This window comes from Flavobacterium flavipigmentatum (genome assembly GCF_020911905.1).
In the GTDB taxonomy this organism is placed as follows: Bacteria; Bacteroidota; Bacteroidia; order Flavobacteriales; family Flavobacteriaceae; genus Flavobacterium; species Flavobacterium flavipigmentatum.
The window spans coordinates 51443-67960 of sequence record NZ_CP087133.1 but is presented as its reverse complement, the minus strand read 5'-3'; the positions used below and the strand labels follow the sequence as shown (position 1 = coordinate 67960).

Below are 16518 nucleotides of genomic sequence, written 5' to 3'. Positions count from 1 at the left end.
AAAAATAAATATTTATAGCGAATTATAAGCGTTTGCAAAATCCTTAGCAAAATCTTTCAATTGTATCTTACCCATTTCCTTTGGTTTATTTGCTTTATAATCTTCATACAAAAACCCCGTATGAATAGCAGAATACATTTCGGTTAAACCAACAGCGATTTTTGGTTGTATACCCATTTCTACAAGGCCGTTTTGCATTTCTTCATCAGTAAATTGAACCCATTTCAAGTCTTCTTTGCCAATTGCTGCACCAAGAATACGCGCTAATTCAGTATAAGTTAATTCATCACTAGCGACATAACGAACATTTCTTCCTGAAATTCCGTTTTCAATTTCGTCAACAATCGCGGCCGCAATGTCTACTGGTGAAACCCATGAGTTTACCACATCTTTACCGATATTTGAACCTATAAAACCATTGTTTTTTGCCGAATGAATTTGTGGTAATAAATTATAGTAAAACTCCGTTGGGCGAATGTGTGTTATAGCAACATCTGCAGATAAATTGTTTAAAATATTTTCTACATGATGTGCTCCAAGAAGTATACCGTTTCCGTTATTCAAATTGCCTCCAATTGTACTCAGATTAATGACTTTTTTAATTGCATTTTGTTCAATCGCTTTAGCATAGTTGTTGCCTAATTTTTGATAATAACCTAGTAAATCCAAACTATGATCAAAGTAATTTGCTGGAGGAACCATGCTATAAACAATATCAGCATCTTTAAACGTGTTTACAAGAAAATCCAAATCATTCAATGAGCCAATAGCAGCAACAGCTCCTAAATCTTCAATTGATTTTGTTTTTTCAGCATTGCTGCTTATTACAGTTACTTGATGTCCTTTTTGCACTAACTCTTGTGTTAATGGCTTCCCGACGTTCCCTAAAGAACCTGTTACAATAATTTTCATCTTTTTTATATTTAATTGATGATGCAAATTTCAGTAACATTTGAAGTTTAAAAATAGCCAAATCAACTTTTTAAGTAGCCTTTTATTATTGTTTAGACTATTTTAGATTTGAGTGTTGTTAAAATTAAACAAAAAGTATTTTGCATGTAGTATTCAGAGGTGTTAGGAATGTGGAATACTTCCTTTTTAGACTCACTACTGTTTATGCATAATTTTTATCAATCCACAGGTTTTCGTCTTGATCCAATTATATCCTGATATTCAAAAAGGATACAATCTAACTCAAGAGCTCCGTAACATCTTCGAGAATACAAAAGATAAAATCATTGGTTTTGCAAAATTGGGCAAATGGCATGAAAAAGTAAATCAATCCGGATTTAAGTCTTTCGGTACAATCTCTCGTACCATTATGAATCATTATCAAACCATATTAAATTATTTTGACAACAGAAGTACTAATGCTTCTGCAGAATCATTCAATGCTAAAATAAAAGCATTCAGAGCAAAATTCAGAGGTGTTAGAAATGTAGAATACTTCCTTTTTAGACTCACTACTATTTATGCATAATTTTTATCACTCCACAGGTTTTCGTCTTGATCCTTAAAAATACATAAAATTTTGTAAAATTAAAAAAAGTCTGTAAAATCAATGTTTTACAGACTTTTAAATTTTTTGTGACCACGGTGGGATTTGAACCCACACGCCCTTACGAGCACCACCCCCTCAAGATGGCAAGTCTACCGTTTCTCCACGTGGCCTTTAATAAAAAAAGGTCAAGTAAATAAATACTCGACCTTTTGTGACCCGACTGGGGCTCGAACCCAGGACCCCATCATTAAAAGTGATGTGCTCTACCAACTGAGCTATCGAGTCATTGCATTAAGAATCTTATATTGTGAATCACAATTTGTGACCCGACTGGGGCTCGAACCCAGGACCCCATCATTAAAAGTGATGTGCTCTACCAACTGAGCTATCGAGTCATATTCGATCCTTGAATGCGGGTGCAAATATAAGGAGTTTATTTTATTATTTGCAAGCATTTTTATTATAAATTTGTCTTTTTTTAACCAAAGTTTACAATGCTCTAGTTTATAGGGTTTTATTAGAATGAAAAAAATTATATTATTAGGGTATATGGGGTCTGGTAAGTCTACTATTGCCCAAAAATTATCAAAAATAACCAATATTCCTTTTTTGGATTTAGATATTTGTATCGAAGAAAGAGCAAAAAAATCGATAAATTCAATTTTTGAAGAACATGGAGAAATTTATTTTAGAAAATTAGAACACCAAATTTTTTTAGAATTGCTTCAGTCTTCAGAAAAGAGTATCATCGGTTTGGGTGGAGGAACGCCTTGTTATGCCAAAAATCACGAATTATTAAAAAGAGAAGATGTCATCTCAATTTATTTAAAAGCCTCAATTGATACCTTGTATAATCGATTGGTGCATAATAAAAGCAAACGACCTCTTATCGCTTCGATGAATGAGGATGAAATGAGAGAATTTATCGCCAAACATTTATTCGATAGAAGTTTTTATTACAATCAGGCTCAGAACAAAGTTTCTGTCGATGGTAAAACAGCTGATGAAACTGTTCAGGATATCTTGGCTCTTTTAGCTTAAAAAAGCATAATTAGAACCGTTTTTGTCAAAAACAACTTGTACATGTTCTAACAAAGAGGTAGAAAGCGAGATTCCTTTAAAATCGGCTTTTACAGGGTATTTTTTGTGGTTTCTATCAACAAGTACTGCTGTTTTGAATTTCTTTAAAGGAACGTCTAAAAAGTGGCGAACGGCATAAATTAATGTCGTGCCCGAGTTTAGTACATCATCTACCAAAACCAATCCTTTATTGGTATAGTCGGTAGCTGCTAATGAAGTTTTTATAGGTGATTTTGGATTTTGCTTATCGATAATAACTTCGCATAAAGAAACTTTTAAAGTCGAAATTTTGCTCAATGCAGCAGCTAGTTTTTCTGCAAAAACATATCCATTTGATGCAATTCCGGCAATAATTACCTCTTCTTCGTCGACAAAAGTCTCGTAGATTTGGTAAGCGATACGTTTTATTTTATGCTCGATTTCCTGATTTGTTAAGATGATGTTCTGGCTCATGATTTATTTTTTGTGCTAAAATACAAATTGAATTTTAGATGGAAGATTTTAGATGGAAGATTTCAGGTTTTTAGAATTTGGAATTTAAAAATATTAAAATCTATTCTGTTTCCTCTTCGTCAAATATTTCATTTCCAAATTCGTCAATGTCTCGGCGGTCTTTTTTCGTTGGTCTTCCGGTTCCGTTTTTACGATAGTGCTCTTTTGATAATTTTAGTAGTTCGAGATGTGCGTATGCTTCTGCAGGCGTCTCGTTTTTCCTGTATATATCAACCAGTTTAGCGCCCACACGATTTTCGGGTATGTCCAGAACGGTAATGATCTGGGTGATCTGGTCTTTTCTAAATGTTATTTTATCAGTAGGAAAAACCTCTTTTGATGGTTTTGCTACTTGTCCGTTTACGGTAACGTGATTCTTTTTGCAGGCCTCTGTAACCATATTTCGAGTCTTGTAATATCGAACGCACCATAAGTATTTGTCTATTCTCATATTTTTTCTAAAATCGGAGTTAAAATCTTTACAAAAATAAATCAATATTGTATCTTGCACACCTAAATAATTAAGAATAATGAATAAAATTAAATATTTTTTTATTTTACTAATCGCAGGAGCAAGTTTGGTATCGTGCAGTAAAAGTGATAATAATGCTGATGTTGAGCCAGTAAGAGATTTTGCAGTACAGTATGCAACAGATAAAGCTACTATTGAAAGCTATTTGAATACTCATTTTATTACAGTTACTGAAAATCCTGGTGATGTGTCAGATATGGATATTAAAATTGATTCTATAAAAGATGCCACAACTCAGGTGCCTATTATGTCTTACAAGGCCAATGTAGGAACTCCAACTTTTCCTCAGTTAAAATCTAAAATAGTTAATTTATACGGAGTAGATTTTGAATTGTATTATTTGGTTTTAAGAGAAGGTATTGGCGAATCTCCTATGAATACAGATAATGTTCTAACATCTTATAGTGGTAGTTATTTAACTAATGTTGCTGCAAAAGGAATTTATTCAGCTTATATAAAATCAACCTCATTTGAAGAGGTGAAGTACCCGCAATCTTTTTTTGACTTAACAGGTGTTGTAACGGGTTGGAGTGAGGTTTTTCCAGAATTTAAATCGGGTTCAGTTGATTCCAATTCAAATACTGACGGAACTGTAGTGTACAAAGATTTTGGCGCAGGAGTGATGTTTCTTCCGTCTGCTTTAGGATATTATACTGGTAATGGTACAATACCTTCATATTCTCCCTTAGTTTTTAGTTTTAAATTGTATAAGATTACCAGATTGGATCATGATGCTGATGGTATTCCTGATTATTTAGAAGATCTTAATCACGATGGTTATGTTTATGATTACCGTAGCACCACTTTATATCCAACTAAACCCGCTACAAATCCTGATGATACAGATGGTGACGGAATTCCAGATTTTATAGATGTTGATGATGATGGGGATAGTTTTACAACCAAACTTGAGATAACCAAGCCAACCACAGAAGTTGGAGTAGTAAATGGCGTTAATTTTGGGCCTAGTAAATATTATCCTTACGATGCTTTTACTGTAGAAGATGATCCAGCTACACCTAATATAAACGAAAGTTTAAATAGTGAACCAAAAGGTATTCCGGCATTTGCGGCAACAGGTGAGCCAGATTACACTTCTTCCGGAAGATTGAGAATACATCTTGATAAAGCACATCATACAGCGAAGCCATAATAAGTTTTGTTTTAACCATACAAAAAAACCTCGAAAATGATTTTTCGAGGTTTTTTTGTATAAAGTAAGAAAGTAAAAAATTATTTTCTTTTGATCACTCTTTCTACAGCTTCAACAATCGCTTGATTGTTTAGTTTGTATTTTTCCATTAATTGCTCTGGAGTTCCAGATTCGCCAAAACTATCGTTTACTGCAACAAACTCTTGTGGAGCCGGATGGTGTAAAGCCAATACTCTTGAAACACTTTCTCCTAGTCCTCCTAAAATATTGTGTTCTTCGGCAGTAACCACACATTTAGTTTTAGCCAATGACTTCAAGATAGCTTCTTCGTCAAGTGGTTTTATAGTGTGAATATTGATTACTTCGGCAGAGATTCCTTTTGCTTCCAAAGCTTCGGCAGCAATAAGTGCTTCCCAAACCAAGTGTCCTGTTGCTACAATGGTAACATCGGTTCCTTCGCTTAATAAAATAGCTTTTCCAATTACAAAAGGCTCATCTGCGGGCATAAAATTCGGCACAACAGGGCGTCCAAAACGTAAATAAGCTGGACCATGATGATCTGCCAATGCCAAAGTCGCTGCTTTGGTTTGATTGTAATCGCAAGTATTGATTACGGTCATTCCAGGTAACATTTTCATTAAACCAATATCTTCCAGAATCTGGTGTGTGGCTCCATCTTCACCTAGTGTTAAACCCGCGTGAGAAGCACAGATTTTTACATTTTTATCAGAATAAGCAACCGATTGACGAATTTGATCGTAAACTCTACCTGTAGAAAAGTTAGCGAAAGTTCCTGTAAAAGGAATTTTACCGCCAATTGTTAAACCTGCCGCAATACCAATCATGTTCGCTTCTGCAATACCAATTTGGAAAAAACGCTCCGGGTGGTTTTTCTTAAAATCATCAAATTTTAATGAACCAATTAAGTCAGCACATAAGGCTACTACTTTTTCATTTTTCTGACCTAATTCGGTCATTCCTGCTCCAAAACCAGAACGGGTATCTTTACTTCCTGTATTTGTATATTTTTTCATTTTTTTCATTTGCTGTACGCAATAAGCTGTGGCAATAGGCATAAAGCTTCCTGCTTAGAGCTTAAAGCTTTTTTAATAATCTGCTAAAGTCGATGTGTTTTGAGCCAAAGCATTTGCCAATTGGTCATTGTTTGGCGCTTTACCGTGCCAAGCATGCGTGTGCATCATAAAATCGACACCATTACCCATTTCGGTGTGCAATAAAATACAAACTGGTTTTCCTTTTCCGGTTCTTGATTTTGCATCTGTTAGCCCGGCAATGATAGCATCAATATTATTTCCTTCGGCAATTTCTAAAACATCCCAATCAAAAGCTTCAAATTTAGCGCGAAGACTTCCCATGGCAAGAACTTCATCAGTTGTTCCGTCAATTTGTTTTCCGTTAACGTCAATAGTAGCAATTAAGTTGTCTACTTTTTTAGCAGAAGCATACATGATTGCTTCCCAATTTTGACCTTCCTGTAATTCTCCGTCACCGTGTAAAGTGTAAATTAAGTGCTGATCACCATTTAATTTTTTTGCTTGTGCCGCTCCAAGTGCTACAGATAAACCTTGTCCCAAAGAACCAGATGCCATACGTATTCCAGGCAATCCTTCGTGAGTAGTTGGGTGTCCTTGCAGACGAGAGTTTAATAATCTAAAAGTCGCAAGTTCTGAAACTGGAAAATATCCACTACGAGCTAAAACACTATAAAATACTGGTGAAATGTGTCCGTTTGAAAGGAAGAAGATATCTTCTCCAATTCCGTCCATATCAAAACCTTCTTTGCGGTTCATGATGTTTTGGTAAAGTGTTACCAAAAATTCTGTACAACCTAGTGAACCGCCTGGGTGTCCTGAGTTGACAGCATGTACCATTCGAAGAATATCTCTTCTTACTTGGATAGTTAAATCGCTTAATTGTTGTGTGTTAGGCTTCATTTTATATGTAAAAGTTAAACTGATGCAAAAGTAATTTTTATTTTGCGGTAAGACAAATCATTTTTTGCTTTAGTTGATCAAAATTGTTGCATTTTAGATATTTTTTTATAAATAGTAGAAAAAAAATAGTGCTCTTTTGATTTTTATGAACTGTAAAATGCATTATGTTGCAGATTTGACGTAAAAAATGTATTTTTTTTAAAAAAATAGAAAAATAAAAAAAGCCCTGATTTTTCAAGGCTTTAAAGGTGTTTTTATGAGAACAGTTAATCGTAACTTTTTCTGTAAGAGTTGTTTTCTTCCTCTTCTGAGTCAATTTCTTCCTCATCTTCAGTTTCATTATTAGGAACATCTAAATCATCTTCGGGTTTTTCTTTTTCGTCAATGTTAAAAGTATTTTCGTTCCATTCTCCCTCTTTTTTATCTATCGTTTCTTCGTTCGTAATTTTTTCGGGATCAGTGTTTTCTAGTTTTTCTTCTTGATTGTAAATGTCCTCTGAAGCGGGATAGTTTAATTGCTCAAGATTTCTTTCGATTTCATTTTCGCTTCCTGATTTTTTTTCTTCTGAATTTTTCATTATTACTGTTTTTACTGTATTCTATAAAGTTATGCAATCAAAGTTGTTGCATTGTTATATTTTAGAATCAGTATCTTGCAGTATTCACAGCTTTAACATCACTAATTTTTAACACATAAATAGTAAAAAATGTAATTTAAAATTACTGTTTTGTAAGTTTATTTTAAAGCTTTTCTAATTGCTTTTTCTAATAATGGTTCCATTGTTTTATATCCTACTAAAGTTGGATGTACACCGTCTTGGGTGTATTTTTCATCCAGACCGTTTCTTTGGTCAACCATTGCAGAAAAATAATCTACATACACAATTTGATTTTCTTCGCAATAATTTTTTATCATACTATTTAGTTTTATTACTTTTTCTGCCGGTTCTAAGCCTTTTCTCCATGCAAAATCGTAAGCTGGTAAAACAGAAGAAAGTATTACTCTAATCTTATTTTGTTTGGCTAGCTCAACCATCGAAATGATATTTCCAAAAATGTCTTCGAGTGCTATCGGTCCGTTATTTTGGGCAATATCATTAATTCCAGCAAGAATTACAACCAATTTAGGTTTAAGAGCAATAACGTCGGGGCGAAAGCGCACTAACATTTGCGAAGAGGTTTGTCCGCTAATACCTCTGTTGATGTAGTTTTTGTTAGAAAAAAAATCGGGATCACTGATTTTCCAGCCTTCGGTGATAGAATTTCCAATGAACACTATTCGGTTTTCGGTAGTTTTATCAAGTTTTAAAGTTTGATTTTCTTTAGAATATTTTGAAATATTGGCCCAGTCTGTTTTCATTTCTTGGCTAAAGGTTTTGGTTACGATAAGAAGTAATGCGATGATTATTTTTTTGTTCATTTGGGTTTTGTTGCTAAAAATAGGATGTAAAATATTGATTTTTCTATTTCTTTCCAAGTAAAGAATTGAATGTTGTTTTTTAGTCAAATTTAGAAATTTCTTATGAAACTTTTAGGTCTTTTTTTGCGTTAGGGATAATAACGGCATCCTTTTGTGATAGCCTAAACGTCTTTCTGAACAACTAATAGTCTAGAACAAAAGATATAGTGGATAGCCCGACCCTTGGGTAACGCCAGGAGGAGATTTTAGATTGAAGAATTTAGATTGAAGATTTTTGGAGTTTGTTTTGGTATGTTTGGAGGCGTACTCGTTTGATGAATTGACAAATTTTCTAATTAATAAAATTTCCCTCAAATTAACCTATCTTTGCCGACTGAAAAAAGAAACAGATGAAGTTTGATTTATTACAAAAAGATCCGCAATCAAAAGCCAGAGCGGGGAGTATTACGACAGATCACGGCGTGATCGAAACGCCTATTTTTATGCCTGTTGGAACAGTTGCTTCTGTAAAAGGAGTGCACCAACGCGAACTAAAAGAAGATATTAATCCGGATATTATTCTTGGAAATACCTATCATTTGTATTTGCGTCCGCAGACAGAAATTCTTGAAAAAGCAGGCGGATTACATAAATTTATGAACTGGGATCGTAATATTTTGACAGATTCTGGAGGTTATCAGGTATATTCTCTTTCTAATAACAGAAAAATTAAGGAAGAAGGAGTAAAGTTTAAGTCGCATATTGATGGTTCGTATCATTTTTTTACGCCAGAGAATGTAATGGAAATTCAGCGTACTATTGGGGCTGATATTATCATGGCTTTTGATGAATGCACGCCTTATCCTTGTGATTACAGATACGCGCAGCGCTCGATGCACATGACACACCGCTGGTTGGATCGTTGCATAAGCCATTTGGATAAAGTGCCTTATAAATATGGATATGAGCAAACATTTTTTCCTATTGTTCAGGGAAGTACGTATAAAGATTTGCGCCAACAATCTGCCGAATATATTGCAAATTCTGGTCAACAAGGGAATGCGATTGGCGGATTATCGGTAGGAGAACCTGCCGAAGAAATGTATGCGATGACCGAAGTGGTATGTGAAATTTTGCCGGAAGATAAACCGCGTTATTTGATGGGAGTTGGAACTCCGATAAATATCTTAGAAAATATTGCGTTAGGAATTGACATGTTTGATTGTGTTATGCCAACGCGTAATGCCAGAAATGGTATGTTGTTTACATCAAACGGAACGATCAATATCAAAAATAAAAAATGGGAGGCTGATTTTTCTCCAATTGACGAAATGGGACATACCTTTGTTGATACAGAGTATACAAAAGCATATTTGCGTCATTTATTTGCTGCTAATGAGTATTTAGGAAAGCAAATTGCAACCATTCATAATTTAGGCTTTTATATGTGGTTGGTTCGTGAGGCTAGAAAACATATCTTAGCAGGCGATTTTAGACCATGGAAAGAAATGATGGTTAAAAATATGAGTCAAAGACTATAAAAGGATATGTTGATTTGTTTAATCGGTTATTCGGTTAAACGATTAAACAAATAATCGATTAAACTGTTGCTATGCTGACGATAATAGATAAGTACATTTTAAAAAGATATTTAGCCACTTTCTCGGTGATGATACTGTTATTTATTCCGATTGGAATTGTAATTGATGTCTCTGAAAAGGTGAATAAAATGTTAGAAAATAAAATTCCTTTTACTGCAATTGCGATTTATTATTACAATTTTACGGTTTATTTTGCTAATTCTCTGTTTCCGATTTTTTTGTTTTTATCGGTGATCTGGTTTACCTCTAAGCTGGCCAACAATACCGAGATTATTGCGGTTTTAAGTTCCGGAATTTCGTTTACACGTTTTTTACGTCCTTATATTATTGGTGCATCTATCGTTTCGGTTTTTGTACTTTTGATGGGTTTTTTTATTGTTCCTGCCGCAAGTGAGGGTTTTAATAATTTTAGATATACGTATTTAAAAGGGAACGGAAAAGAGCTCATGCGAGGCGAAAACACCAATGTTTACAGACAGGTAAATGATAATGATTTTATTTTTGTAAATAGTTTTAATGATGAGTCTAAAACGGCTTTTAATTTTACTTTGGAACATTTTGAAAAAGACAAATTAAAATATAAAATTACTGCGAGCCGCATCAAATTCAACCCAAAAAGTAAAACTTATACACTTTACGATTATACCAAAAGAACTCTAGGTGATCTGAATGATGTGATCGAAAAAGCTCCTGAAAAAAATGTCGCTTTTAAGTTTGAGTTAGAAGATTTAACTCCGGTGGTCTACATTGCTGAAACTCTTACTTTGGGTAAATTAATTGATTTTATCGATAAAGAAAAAAAGAGAGGTTCTGGAAATATTAATACCTATTTGGTGGTTCTTTATAAAAAATTTAGTGTTCCAATTTCGGCTTTTATCCTGACCATTATCGCCGTTGCTGTTTCGGCTATGAAGCGTCGTGGCGGTATGGGAATGAATCTGGCCATAGGAATTGCTATTGCTTTTTCGTTTGTGTTTTTTGATAAAATATTTGGTACTCTTGCCGAAAAATCTACTTTCTCACCTTTATTAGCCGTTTGGTTTCCGAATATTTTCTTCGGAATTATGGCAATTTACCTATTACGTAATGCGAAACGATAATTTAAAAAGTTACCTGAATCTTCACTTTATAGTTTTTATTTGGGGTTTTACCGCCATTCTCGGTGCTTTGATTACCATCGATGCCGAAAATTTGGTATGGTTCAGAATGTTCTTGGCTGGGATCTTTCTGGCTGGTTTTATTGTGTATAAAAAGCAATCGTTTATTATTTCGATGCAATCTTTTGCCAAGCTAATTTTTGTCGGATTATTGATCGCTTTGCATTGGATTTTCTTTTTTAAAGCTATTCATGTTTCCAATGTGTCCATTACGCTGTCGATCTTTTCGCTAGGAGCCTTTTTTGCCTCTTTGTTAGAACCGTTATTTTATGGTCGAAAAATTTTATGGTACGAAGTATTCTTCGGATTGATAATTATTGGAGGTTTAGCACTCATTATGCAAGTAGAAGTAAAATATCTAAATGGTATGTATTATGCCTTAGCTTCGATAATTTTGGGCGTATTATTTACTTTAATGAATGGAAAATTAATCTCTGATCATGAACCTTCAGTGATTACCTTTTATGAGTTTGGTGCAGGAGTTTTTTTTATTTCTATTTATTTTTTAGTGCAAGGAAAATTCAACGCAGACTTTTTTTCAATGTCTTTAAATAACTGGCTTTTGTTACTACTTTTGGCTTCCGTTTGTACGGCTTATGCTTTTACAGCTTCAGTAAAAGTGATGCAAAAACTGACGCCTTATACCGTAATGTTAACCACTAATCTTGAGCCTGTTTACGGAATTATTTTGGCTTATTTTATTTTGGGAGGAAAAGAAAAAATGAGTACTGAGTTTTATATTGGTGCCATTATAATCGTAATTACGGTTATTTTAAATGGCGTTTTTAAACATTATCAAAATAAGACTAAAGTGTAATATTTTACTTATTTTTAAATTGCATTTTTATATTTTAAATACAAATTAATCACACGAATAGTATAATATTTTTATATTTGCGGTTCGATTTACAAACAAAATTCAAAAATCCATGGAATATTTAGATTTTGAGCTTCCAATAAAAGAACTTGAAGAACAATTAGAAAAGTGTGTTGTTATTGGAAAAGAATCTGATGTTGATGTAACGCCTACTTGCAAGGAAATCAACAAAAAATTAGAACAAACTAAAAAAGAAATATATAAAAATCTAACGGCTTGGCAGCGTGTCCAGTTGTCCCGACATCCTAGCAGACCTTATACTTTAGATTATATCAGAGCCATTTGCGGCGATACTTTTTTAGAGCTTCATGGAGACAGAAGTTTTAAAGACGATAAAGCGATGGTGGGTGGTTTAGGTAAAGTAAACGGGCAGTCGTTTATGATTGTTGGTCAGCAAAAAGGATACAATACCAAAACACGTCAGTACAGAAATTTTGGTATGGCCAACCCAGAAGGATATCGTAAAGCTTTGCGTTTGATGAAAATGGCAGAAAAATTCGGAATTCCAGTTTTGACTTTGGTTGACACTCCGGGTGCTTATCCGGGATTAGAAGCCGAAGAACGCGGACAAGGTGAAGCTATTGCCAGAAATATTCTTGAAATGGTTCGTTTGAAAGTGCCAATTATTACTATTATTGTAGGTGAAGGTGCTTCTGGTGGAGCTTTGGGAATAGGTGTTGGAGACCGAGTTTTTATGTTAGAAAACACATGGTATTCTGTTATTTCTCCTGAATCATGTTCTTCTATTTTATGGAAAAGCTGGGAGTACAAAGAGCGTGCAGCCGACGCTCTAAAGCTAACTTCATCAGACATGAAAAGACAAAAATTAGTAGACGATGTTATTCCTGAACCATTAGGAGGAGCACATTATGACAGAGAAACGACTTTCAAAACGGTGATAGAATATATCACTAAAGGATATAACGAATTAAAAGACTTATCAACAGCTGACTTAATTGCCCAAAGAATGGACAAATACAGCAATATGGGTGAATATAAAGAGTAAAATCATCAAAAATGATTTAAAATCCGAAGCCTTGCTGTTTCGGATTTTTTTTTGGTTATAAACAAAAAATACTGATTTATAAACATTTATTACTAACAACTCTACAACGATATTTTTTTAAAATTCGTTACTTTCGCAATATGGAAAATTTCAAAAATATAAGCCCTATAAAAGTTGATAAAACAACTATCATTAATTTAGAAAAAGGGAAATTGCCACCTCAAGTACTTGATTTAGAAGAAGCTGTACTTGGGGCAATGATGATTGATAAAAAAGGGGTTGATGATGTAATTGATATTTTGCAGCCAGACGCTTTTTATAAAGATGCGCATAAATATATTTTTGAAGCAATTGTACAGCTTTTTACCGAAACTCAGCCAATTGACTTGTTGACTGTTTCGACACAACTAAAGAAAAACGGAAAACTGGAATTAGCAGGAGGCGATTTTTACTTAATTCAGCTTACGCAAAAAATTGCGTCATCAGCGCATATTGAGTTTCACTCCAGAATCATACTTCAAAAATATATTCAGAGAAGTTTGATTAGAATTTCTTCTGAAATTATCGAAGAATCCTATGACGAAACTACAGATGTTTTTGATTTGCTGGACAAAGCCGAATCAAAATTATACGAGGTAACTCAAGGAAACATCAAACGAAGTTCAGAAACTGCTCAAAGTTTGGTGCTGCAGGCCAAAAAGCGTATTGAAGAAATTGCTGGAAAAGAAGGCTTGAGTGGAGTAGCGACAGGTTTTGAAAAATTAGATCAGGTTACTTCTGGATGGCAGCCTTCGGATTTAATTATTATTGCGGCACGTCCTGGTATGGGAAAAACAGCTTTTGTACTCTCGATGGCAAGAAATGTTGCTATTGATTTTGGACATCCCGTAGCGGTTTTTTCTCTGGAGATGGCATCGGTACAGTTGATTACCCGTCTTATATCTTCTGAAACTGGTTTGTCTTCAGAAAAATTGAGAACTGGAAAACTTGAAAAACACGAGTGGGAACAGCTAAGTACCAAAGTAAAAGATTTAGAAAAAGCTCCTTTATTTATTGATGATTCACCTTCGCTTTCTATTTTTGATTTACGTGCAAAATGCCGTCGTTTGGCATCGCAACACGGAATCAAATTGATTATCGTCGATTATTTGCAGTTGATGACCGCCGGAGGAAGTGGTAAAGGTGGAGGGAATCGTGAGCAGGAAATCTCGACCATTTCGCGAAACTTAAAAGCCTTGGCAAAAGAACTTAACGTTCCGGTTATTGCACTTTCGCAATTATCGCGTGCGGTAGAGACACGTGGTTCGAGTAAGCGACCTTTGCTGTCAGATCTTCGTGAATCTGGAGCTATCGAGCAGGATGCCGATATCGTTTCGTTTATCTATCGTCCTGAATATTATAAAATTGAAGAATGGGATGATGACGAACAATCGCCAACGGCAGGTCAGGCAGAATTTATTATTGCCAAACACCGTAATGGTGGTTTAGAAAATATTCGATTAAAATTTATAGGAAACTTAGGTAAATTTGATAATCTAGAGGATTTTACAGGTGGTTACGATGATTTGCCGTCCAAAATGAATCATGATGATAATCCTTTTATCACTAAAAATCTACCGTCGGCCAATGACGCATTTGGCAGTAATTTGAATGATGACGATGACGATAGCGATGTTCCTTTTTAATAAAATTTAAAAGCCTTTTACGAGGCTTTTTTTTATGTACAAATGTTAATTTATTAAATAAAATTCGATATTTTAGCAAAGCGATGACTTAAACAATCGCTTATTAGTAACAACCAAAAACAACATGAATTATGGCAGAAAATTACGAATTCGAAGATCAAAACACTCAAATTTCATTGGCAGATGCCCAAGAATGGGTAAAGAAATGGAAAGATACTTCAGGAGAAGCAGATATTAAGAAAAAAGTCAATTCTTATTTGATCCCTAAAGTAAATCTTGAAAAAGTTTTAGCACAAGATATCGATGCCGCTAGGGCTTATATCGGAATTAACAACAAAGGTGAACAAACGATAATGATTGTAGGTACTAAAAGAGATCCTGAAACTGGAATTTATGTAGATCTTATTCCTGGTTACGGAACAGCTCAAAAAATGGCTCAAACAGATTCTGGAATCTATGATTTCTCGCAGCCTAGCCCTCCTGAAGTTGGTGATGTGAATAGTCCTATGAACCAATAATATGAGATTATTTTTTGTAAATTTAGGGTATGCTCTGCTTTTACTGAACTTTATTTTGTATGCGCTACATTATTCTAAGCAAAGTAAGGTATATAAAATTTTCACAGGCTATATATTTGTTATAGTCTGTGTTCAGATTGCTACTTATACATGTTTTAGATTGTATAATAACAACCTTTTTTTGTCGCATTTTTATTTTATTGGGCAATTTATAATGTTGAGTTTGTTTTATTCAAAATTAGTAAAAGGTGATTTTCAGAAGAAAGTAATCCGCATTGGTTTAATTTTAGTCTTATCAACTTTAGTCATTCAGTATACTGTAAAACCAGAGCTGTTTCTCAAATTTAATTTGTATGAAATCTTTATCACTTCGTTTTTAATAATTATTTACGCAACGTTTCATTTTTATAATATGCTGGACGAAAAAAAAGAGTTCTACTTTATCAATATGGGAGTAATAATGTATTTATTTGGAAGTACAATATTATTTCTGGTAGGAAATCTTACTACAAATTTTAGTGCCAAATTTAGCTTCATAACATGGACATTAAATGTCGTTTTGTATGCTATTTATCAGCTTTTTATATTATACGAATGGAAAGTAAGTTTTTCAAAAAGCAAAAAAGAAAAAGTACTAGAATAAAAAAAAAGCCTTTGACACCAATAGTCAAAGGCTTTTATTGTATTTTAATGATCTTTAAAAATAGTAATAGATGAGTTTAAAACCAATTCCAGAAGGCGAAATTGTTGCTACAGTTATTTTTAGTTGTGTTTCTTTTCTATTAATGGGACTAGTGCTAGTGCTGTTTTTTTATTATTCAAGAAAAAAAATTACACAAAAAGAACTTGAAAAAAGAGATTTAGAAATTCAATACCAAAAAGAACAGTTGCATGCAGTAATTATTACACAGGAAGAAGAACGCAAACGAATTGCGCAAGATTTGCATGACGATATAAGTTCTAAACTCAATGTCGTTTCTCTTAATTGCTATCTCTTAAATTCACCCAACCTCACCGAAAAAGAAACTGCAGAGATAACTCACAACATTATTAATCTAACGGCGAAAGCTTTGGATAATTCTAGAAAAATAGCGCATAATTTGTTGCCGCCTGTTTTTGAAAAATTCGGACTTCACGCAGGTGTTGAAGAATTGTGTGAGGAGTTTGAAAGCAGTAAAGCCGTAAAAGTGCAGTATACCAATGAGATGAATTTTGACAAAAAGGATATCGATCGGCATTTGCACGTGTTTCGTATTTTGCAGGAATTAATGAATAATTCTCTCAGACACGGAAAAGCGACTGAAATTCGGATTTATTTTAAAGATATTAACGGAATTGCTACGTGCAATTACGAAGATAACGGAATAGGATTTGACGATACAAAAGTGGCAGACTATAAAGGATTGGGAATGAAAAATATCGATAGCAGGGTTTCTTTTTTGAATGGAACTATTAAAATCAGCTCACAAATCGACCACGGAATTGCAGTTAGTTTTACTTTTTAGATAATTATTAAGAAAAGTAGTTAATTTTAGAATCATATTTTGTAATTTCGAAAAATA

At 33.9% G+C, this 16518-nt stretch carries 18 protein-coding genes and 3 tRNA genes; 11 read left to right on the top strand and 10 right to left on the bottom strand.

Annotation, left to right across the window (positions count from 1 at the left end):
* Nucleotides 1-12: 12 nt before the first annotated feature.
* Complete coding sequence (locus LNP22_RS00340; RefSeq protein WP_229974801.1) at nucleotides 13-912, bottom strand: NAD(P)H-binding protein; 900 nt, start codon at nucleotides 910-912, stop codon at nucleotides 13-15.
* A gap of 238 nt (nucleotides 913-1150) precedes the next feature.
* Here LNP22_RS00340 and LNP22_RS00335 point away from each other — a divergent pair, with 238 nt between their 5' ends.
* Nucleotides 1151-1480 carry a transposase gene (locus tag LNP22_RS00335; protein WP_229974800.1) on the top strand — a complete coding sequence of 110 codons (330 nt, stop codon included), beginning with the start codon at nucleotides 1151-1153 and terminating at the stop codon, nucleotides 1478-1480.
* Nucleotides 1481-1588: 108 nt separating this feature from the next.
* Here LNP22_RS00335 and LNP22_RS00330 read toward each other — a convergent pair.
* From LNP22_RS00330 to LNP22_RS00320, 3 genes are all read right to left on the bottom strand, one after another.
* Nucleotides 1589-1671: transfer RNA gene (locus LNP22_RS00330), tRNA-Leu, on the bottom strand.
* Nucleotides 1672-1713: 42 nt separating this feature from the next.
* Nucleotides 1714-1786, bottom strand: a tRNA-Lys gene (locus LNP22_RS00325).
* Between the two features lie 37 nt (nucleotides 1787-1823).
* Nucleotides 1824-1896: transfer RNA gene (locus tag LNP22_RS00320), tRNA-Lys, on the bottom strand.
* Nucleotides 1897-2023: 127 nt separating this feature from the next.
* On the opposite strand from LNP22_RS00320, the gene LNP22_RS00315 reads away from it, so the two are divergent.
* Nucleotides 2024-2542, top strand: coding sequence for a shikimate kinase (locus LNP22_RS00315; RefSeq protein ID WP_229974799.1), 519 nt, complete (start codon nucleotides 2024-2026; stop codon nucleotides 2540-2542).
* Here the strand turns inward: LNP22_RS00315 and LNP22_RS00310 are convergent.
* The gene (locus LNP22_RS00310; protein WP_229974798.1) at nucleotides 2534-3034 is read right to left on the bottom strand and encodes a phosphoribosyltransferase domain-containing protein; all 501 of its coding nucleotides are present in this window, start codon (nucleotides 3032-3034) and stop codon (nucleotides 2534-2536) included. The two genes, LNP22_RS00315 and LNP22_RS00310, sit on opposite strands and share 9 nt — an antisense overlap.
* A gap of 100 nt (nucleotides 3035-3134) precedes the next feature.
* Nucleotides 3135-3524, bottom strand: coding sequence for an RNA-binding S4 domain-containing protein (locus tag LNP22_RS00305; RefSeq protein ID WP_210666785.1), 390 nt, complete (start codon nucleotides 3522-3524; stop codon nucleotides 3135-3137).
* Nucleotides 3525-3603: 79 nt separating this feature from the next.
* Here LNP22_RS00305 and bamM point away from each other — a divergent pair, with 79 nt between their 5' ends.
* The gene (gene bamM, locus LNP22_RS00300; RefSeq protein WP_229974797.1) at nucleotides 3604-4758 is read left to right on the top strand and encodes a BamM family beta-barrel-assembly machinery protein; all 1155 of its coding nucleotides are present in this window, start codon (nucleotides 3604-3606) and stop codon (nucleotides 4756-4758) included.
* Between the two features lie 80 nt (nucleotides 4759-4838).
* Here the strand turns inward: bamM and LNP22_RS00295 are convergent, their stop codons facing one another.
* The 4 genes from LNP22_RS00295 to LNP22_RS00280 all read right to left on the bottom strand — a co-directional run bounded on the left by LNP22_RS00295 (nucleotide 4839) and on the right by LNP22_RS00280 (nucleotide 8133).
* A complete protein-coding gene (locus LNP22_RS00295) occupies nucleotides 4839-5792 on the bottom strand; it encodes a transketolase family protein (RefSeq protein WP_229974796.1) in 954 nt (317 codons plus the stop codon).
* Between the two features lie 72 nt (nucleotides 5793-5864).
* A complete protein-coding gene (locus LNP22_RS00290; RefSeq protein WP_229974795.1) occupies nucleotides 5865-6713 on the bottom strand; it encodes a transketolase in 849 nt (282 codons plus the stop codon).
* A 266-nt stretch (nucleotides 6714-6979) separates the two neighbouring features.
* Nucleotides 6980-7291: a hypothetical protein gene (locus LNP22_RS00285; RefSeq protein ID WP_229974794.1), complete on the bottom strand. Its 312-nt coding sequence runs from the start codon at nucleotides 7289-7291 to the stop codon at nucleotides 6980-6982.
* Nucleotides 7292-7449: 158 nt separating this feature from the next.
* Nucleotides 7450-8133 carry an SGNH/GDSL hydrolase family protein gene (locus LNP22_RS00280; RefSeq protein ID WP_229974793.1) on the bottom strand — a complete coding sequence of 228 codons (684 nt, stop codon included), beginning with the start codon at nucleotides 8131-8133 and terminating at the stop codon, nucleotides 7450-7452.
* A 389-nt stretch (nucleotides 8134-8522) separates the two neighbouring features.
* Between LNP22_RS00280 and tgt the strand changes: the two genes are divergently transcribed.
* The 8 genes from tgt (at nucleotide 8523) to LNP22_RS00240 (ending at nucleotide 16461) form a co-directional block, all read left to right on the top strand.
* Nucleotides 8523-9653, top strand: coding sequence for a tRNA guanosine(34) transglycosylase Tgt (tgt, locus tag LNP22_RS00275; protein ID WP_210666780.1), 1131 nt, complete (start codon nucleotides 8523-8525; stop codon nucleotides 9651-9653).
* 71 nt (nucleotides 9654-9724) lie between these two features.
* A complete protein-coding gene (locus LNP22_RS00270) occupies nucleotides 9725-10813 on the top strand; it encodes an LptF/LptG family permease (RefSeq protein ID WP_210666779.1) in 1089 nt (362 codons plus the stop codon).
* Entirely contained in the window at nucleotides 10800-11687 is an 888-nt protein-coding gene (locus tag LNP22_RS00265) for a DMT family transporter (protein ID WP_210666778.1), read from the top strand. Before LNP22_RS00270 ends, LNP22_RS00265 begins: the two co-directional genes overlap by 14 nt.
* A 112-nt stretch (nucleotides 11688-11799) precedes the next feature.
* Nucleotides 11800-12753: an acetyl-CoA carboxylase carboxyltransferase subunit alpha gene (locus LNP22_RS00260; RefSeq protein WP_210666777.1), complete on the top strand. Its 954-nt coding sequence runs from the start codon at nucleotides 11800-11802 to the stop codon at nucleotides 12751-12753.
* A gap of 140 nt (nucleotides 12754-12893) precedes the next feature.
* Nucleotides 12894-14438 (top strand): replicative DNA helicase, encoded by a 1545-nt coding sequence (gene dnaB / locus LNP22_RS00255; protein ID WP_229974792.1) that lies wholly within the window; start codon nucleotides 12894-12896, stop codon nucleotides 14436-14438.
* A 131-nt stretch (nucleotides 14439-14569) separates the two neighbouring features.
* Nucleotides 14570-14956, top strand: coding sequence for a hypothetical protein (locus LNP22_RS00250; RefSeq protein WP_210666775.1), 387 nt, complete (start codon nucleotides 14570-14572; stop codon nucleotides 14954-14956).
* A 181-nt stretch (nucleotides 14957-15137) separates the two neighbouring features.
* A complete protein-coding gene (locus LNP22_RS00245; protein ID WP_229974791.1) occupies nucleotides 15138-15599 on the top strand; it encodes a hypothetical protein in 462 nt (153 codons plus the stop codon).
* A 70-nt stretch (nucleotides 15600-15669) separates the two neighbouring features.
* Nucleotides 15670-16461, top strand: coding sequence for a sensor histidine kinase (locus tag LNP22_RS00240; RefSeq protein WP_229974790.1), 792 nt, complete (start codon nucleotides 15670-15672; stop codon nucleotides 16459-16461).
* The last annotated feature ends 57 nt before the right edge of the window (nucleotides 16462-16518 follow it).

Bases quoted from the DNA above. Each gene is read 5' to 3' on its own strand.
- LNP22_RS00315 (WP_229974799.1), top strand. From the start codon at position 2,024: ATGAAAAAAATTATATTATTAGGGTATATGGGGTCTGGTAAGTCTACT.
- LNP22_RS00340 (WP_229974801.1), bottom strand. From the start codon at position 912: ATGAAAATTATTGTAACAGGTTCTTTAGGGAACGTCGGGAAGCCATTA.
- LNP22_RS00310 (WP_229974798.1), bottom strand. From the start codon at position 3,034: ATGAGCCAGAACATCATCTTAACAAATCAGGAAATCGAGCATAAAATA.
- LNP22_RS00285 (WP_229974794.1), bottom strand. From the start codon at position 7,291: ATGAAAAATTCAGAAGAAAAAAAATCAGGAAGCGAAAATGAAATCGAA.
- tgt (WP_210666780.1), top strand. From the start codon at position 8,523: ATGAAGTTTGATTTATTACAAAAAGATCCGCAATCAAAAGCCAGAGCG.
- LNP22_RS00240 (WP_229974790.1), top strand. From the start codon at position 15,670: ATGAGTTTAAAACCAATTCCAGAAGGCGAAATTGTTGCTACAGTTATT.
- LNP22_RS00260 (WP_210666777.1), top strand. From the start codon at position 11,800: ATGGAATATTTAGATTTTGAGCTTCCAATAAAAGAACTTGAAGAACAA.
- LNP22_RS00270 (WP_210666779.1), top strand. From the start codon at position 9,725: ATGCTGACGATAATAGATAAGTACATTTTAAAAAGATATTTAGCCACT.
- LNP22_RS00250 (WP_210666775.1), top strand. From the start codon at position 14,570: ATGGCAGAAAATTACGAATTCGAAGATCAAAACACTCAAATTTCATTG.
- dnaB (WP_229974792.1), top strand. From the start codon at position 12,894: ATGGAAAATTTCAAAAATATAAGCCCTATAAAAGTTGATAAAACAACT.
- LNP22_RS00280 (WP_229974793.1), bottom strand. From the start codon at position 8,133: ATGAACAAAAAAATAATCATCGCATTACTTCTTATCGTAACCAAAACC.
- LNP22_RS00295 (WP_229974796.1), bottom strand. From the start codon at position 5,792: ATGAAAAAATATACAAATACAGGAAGTAAAGATACCCGTTCTGGTTTT.
- LNP22_RS00290 (WP_229974795.1), bottom strand. From the start codon at position 6,713: ATGAAGCCTAACACACAACAATTAAGCGATTTAACTATCCAAGTAAGA.
- LNP22_RS00305 (WP_210666785.1), bottom strand. From the start codon at position 3,524: ATGAGAATAGACAAATACTTATGGTGCGTTCGATATTACAAGACTCGA.
- LNP22_RS00265 (WP_210666778.1), top strand. From the start codon at position 10,800: ATGCGAAACGATAATTTAAAAAGTTACCTGAATCTTCACTTTATAGTT.
- bamM (WP_229974797.1), top strand. From the start codon at position 3,604: ATGAATAAAATTAAATATTTTTTTATTTTACTAATCGCAGGAGCAAGT.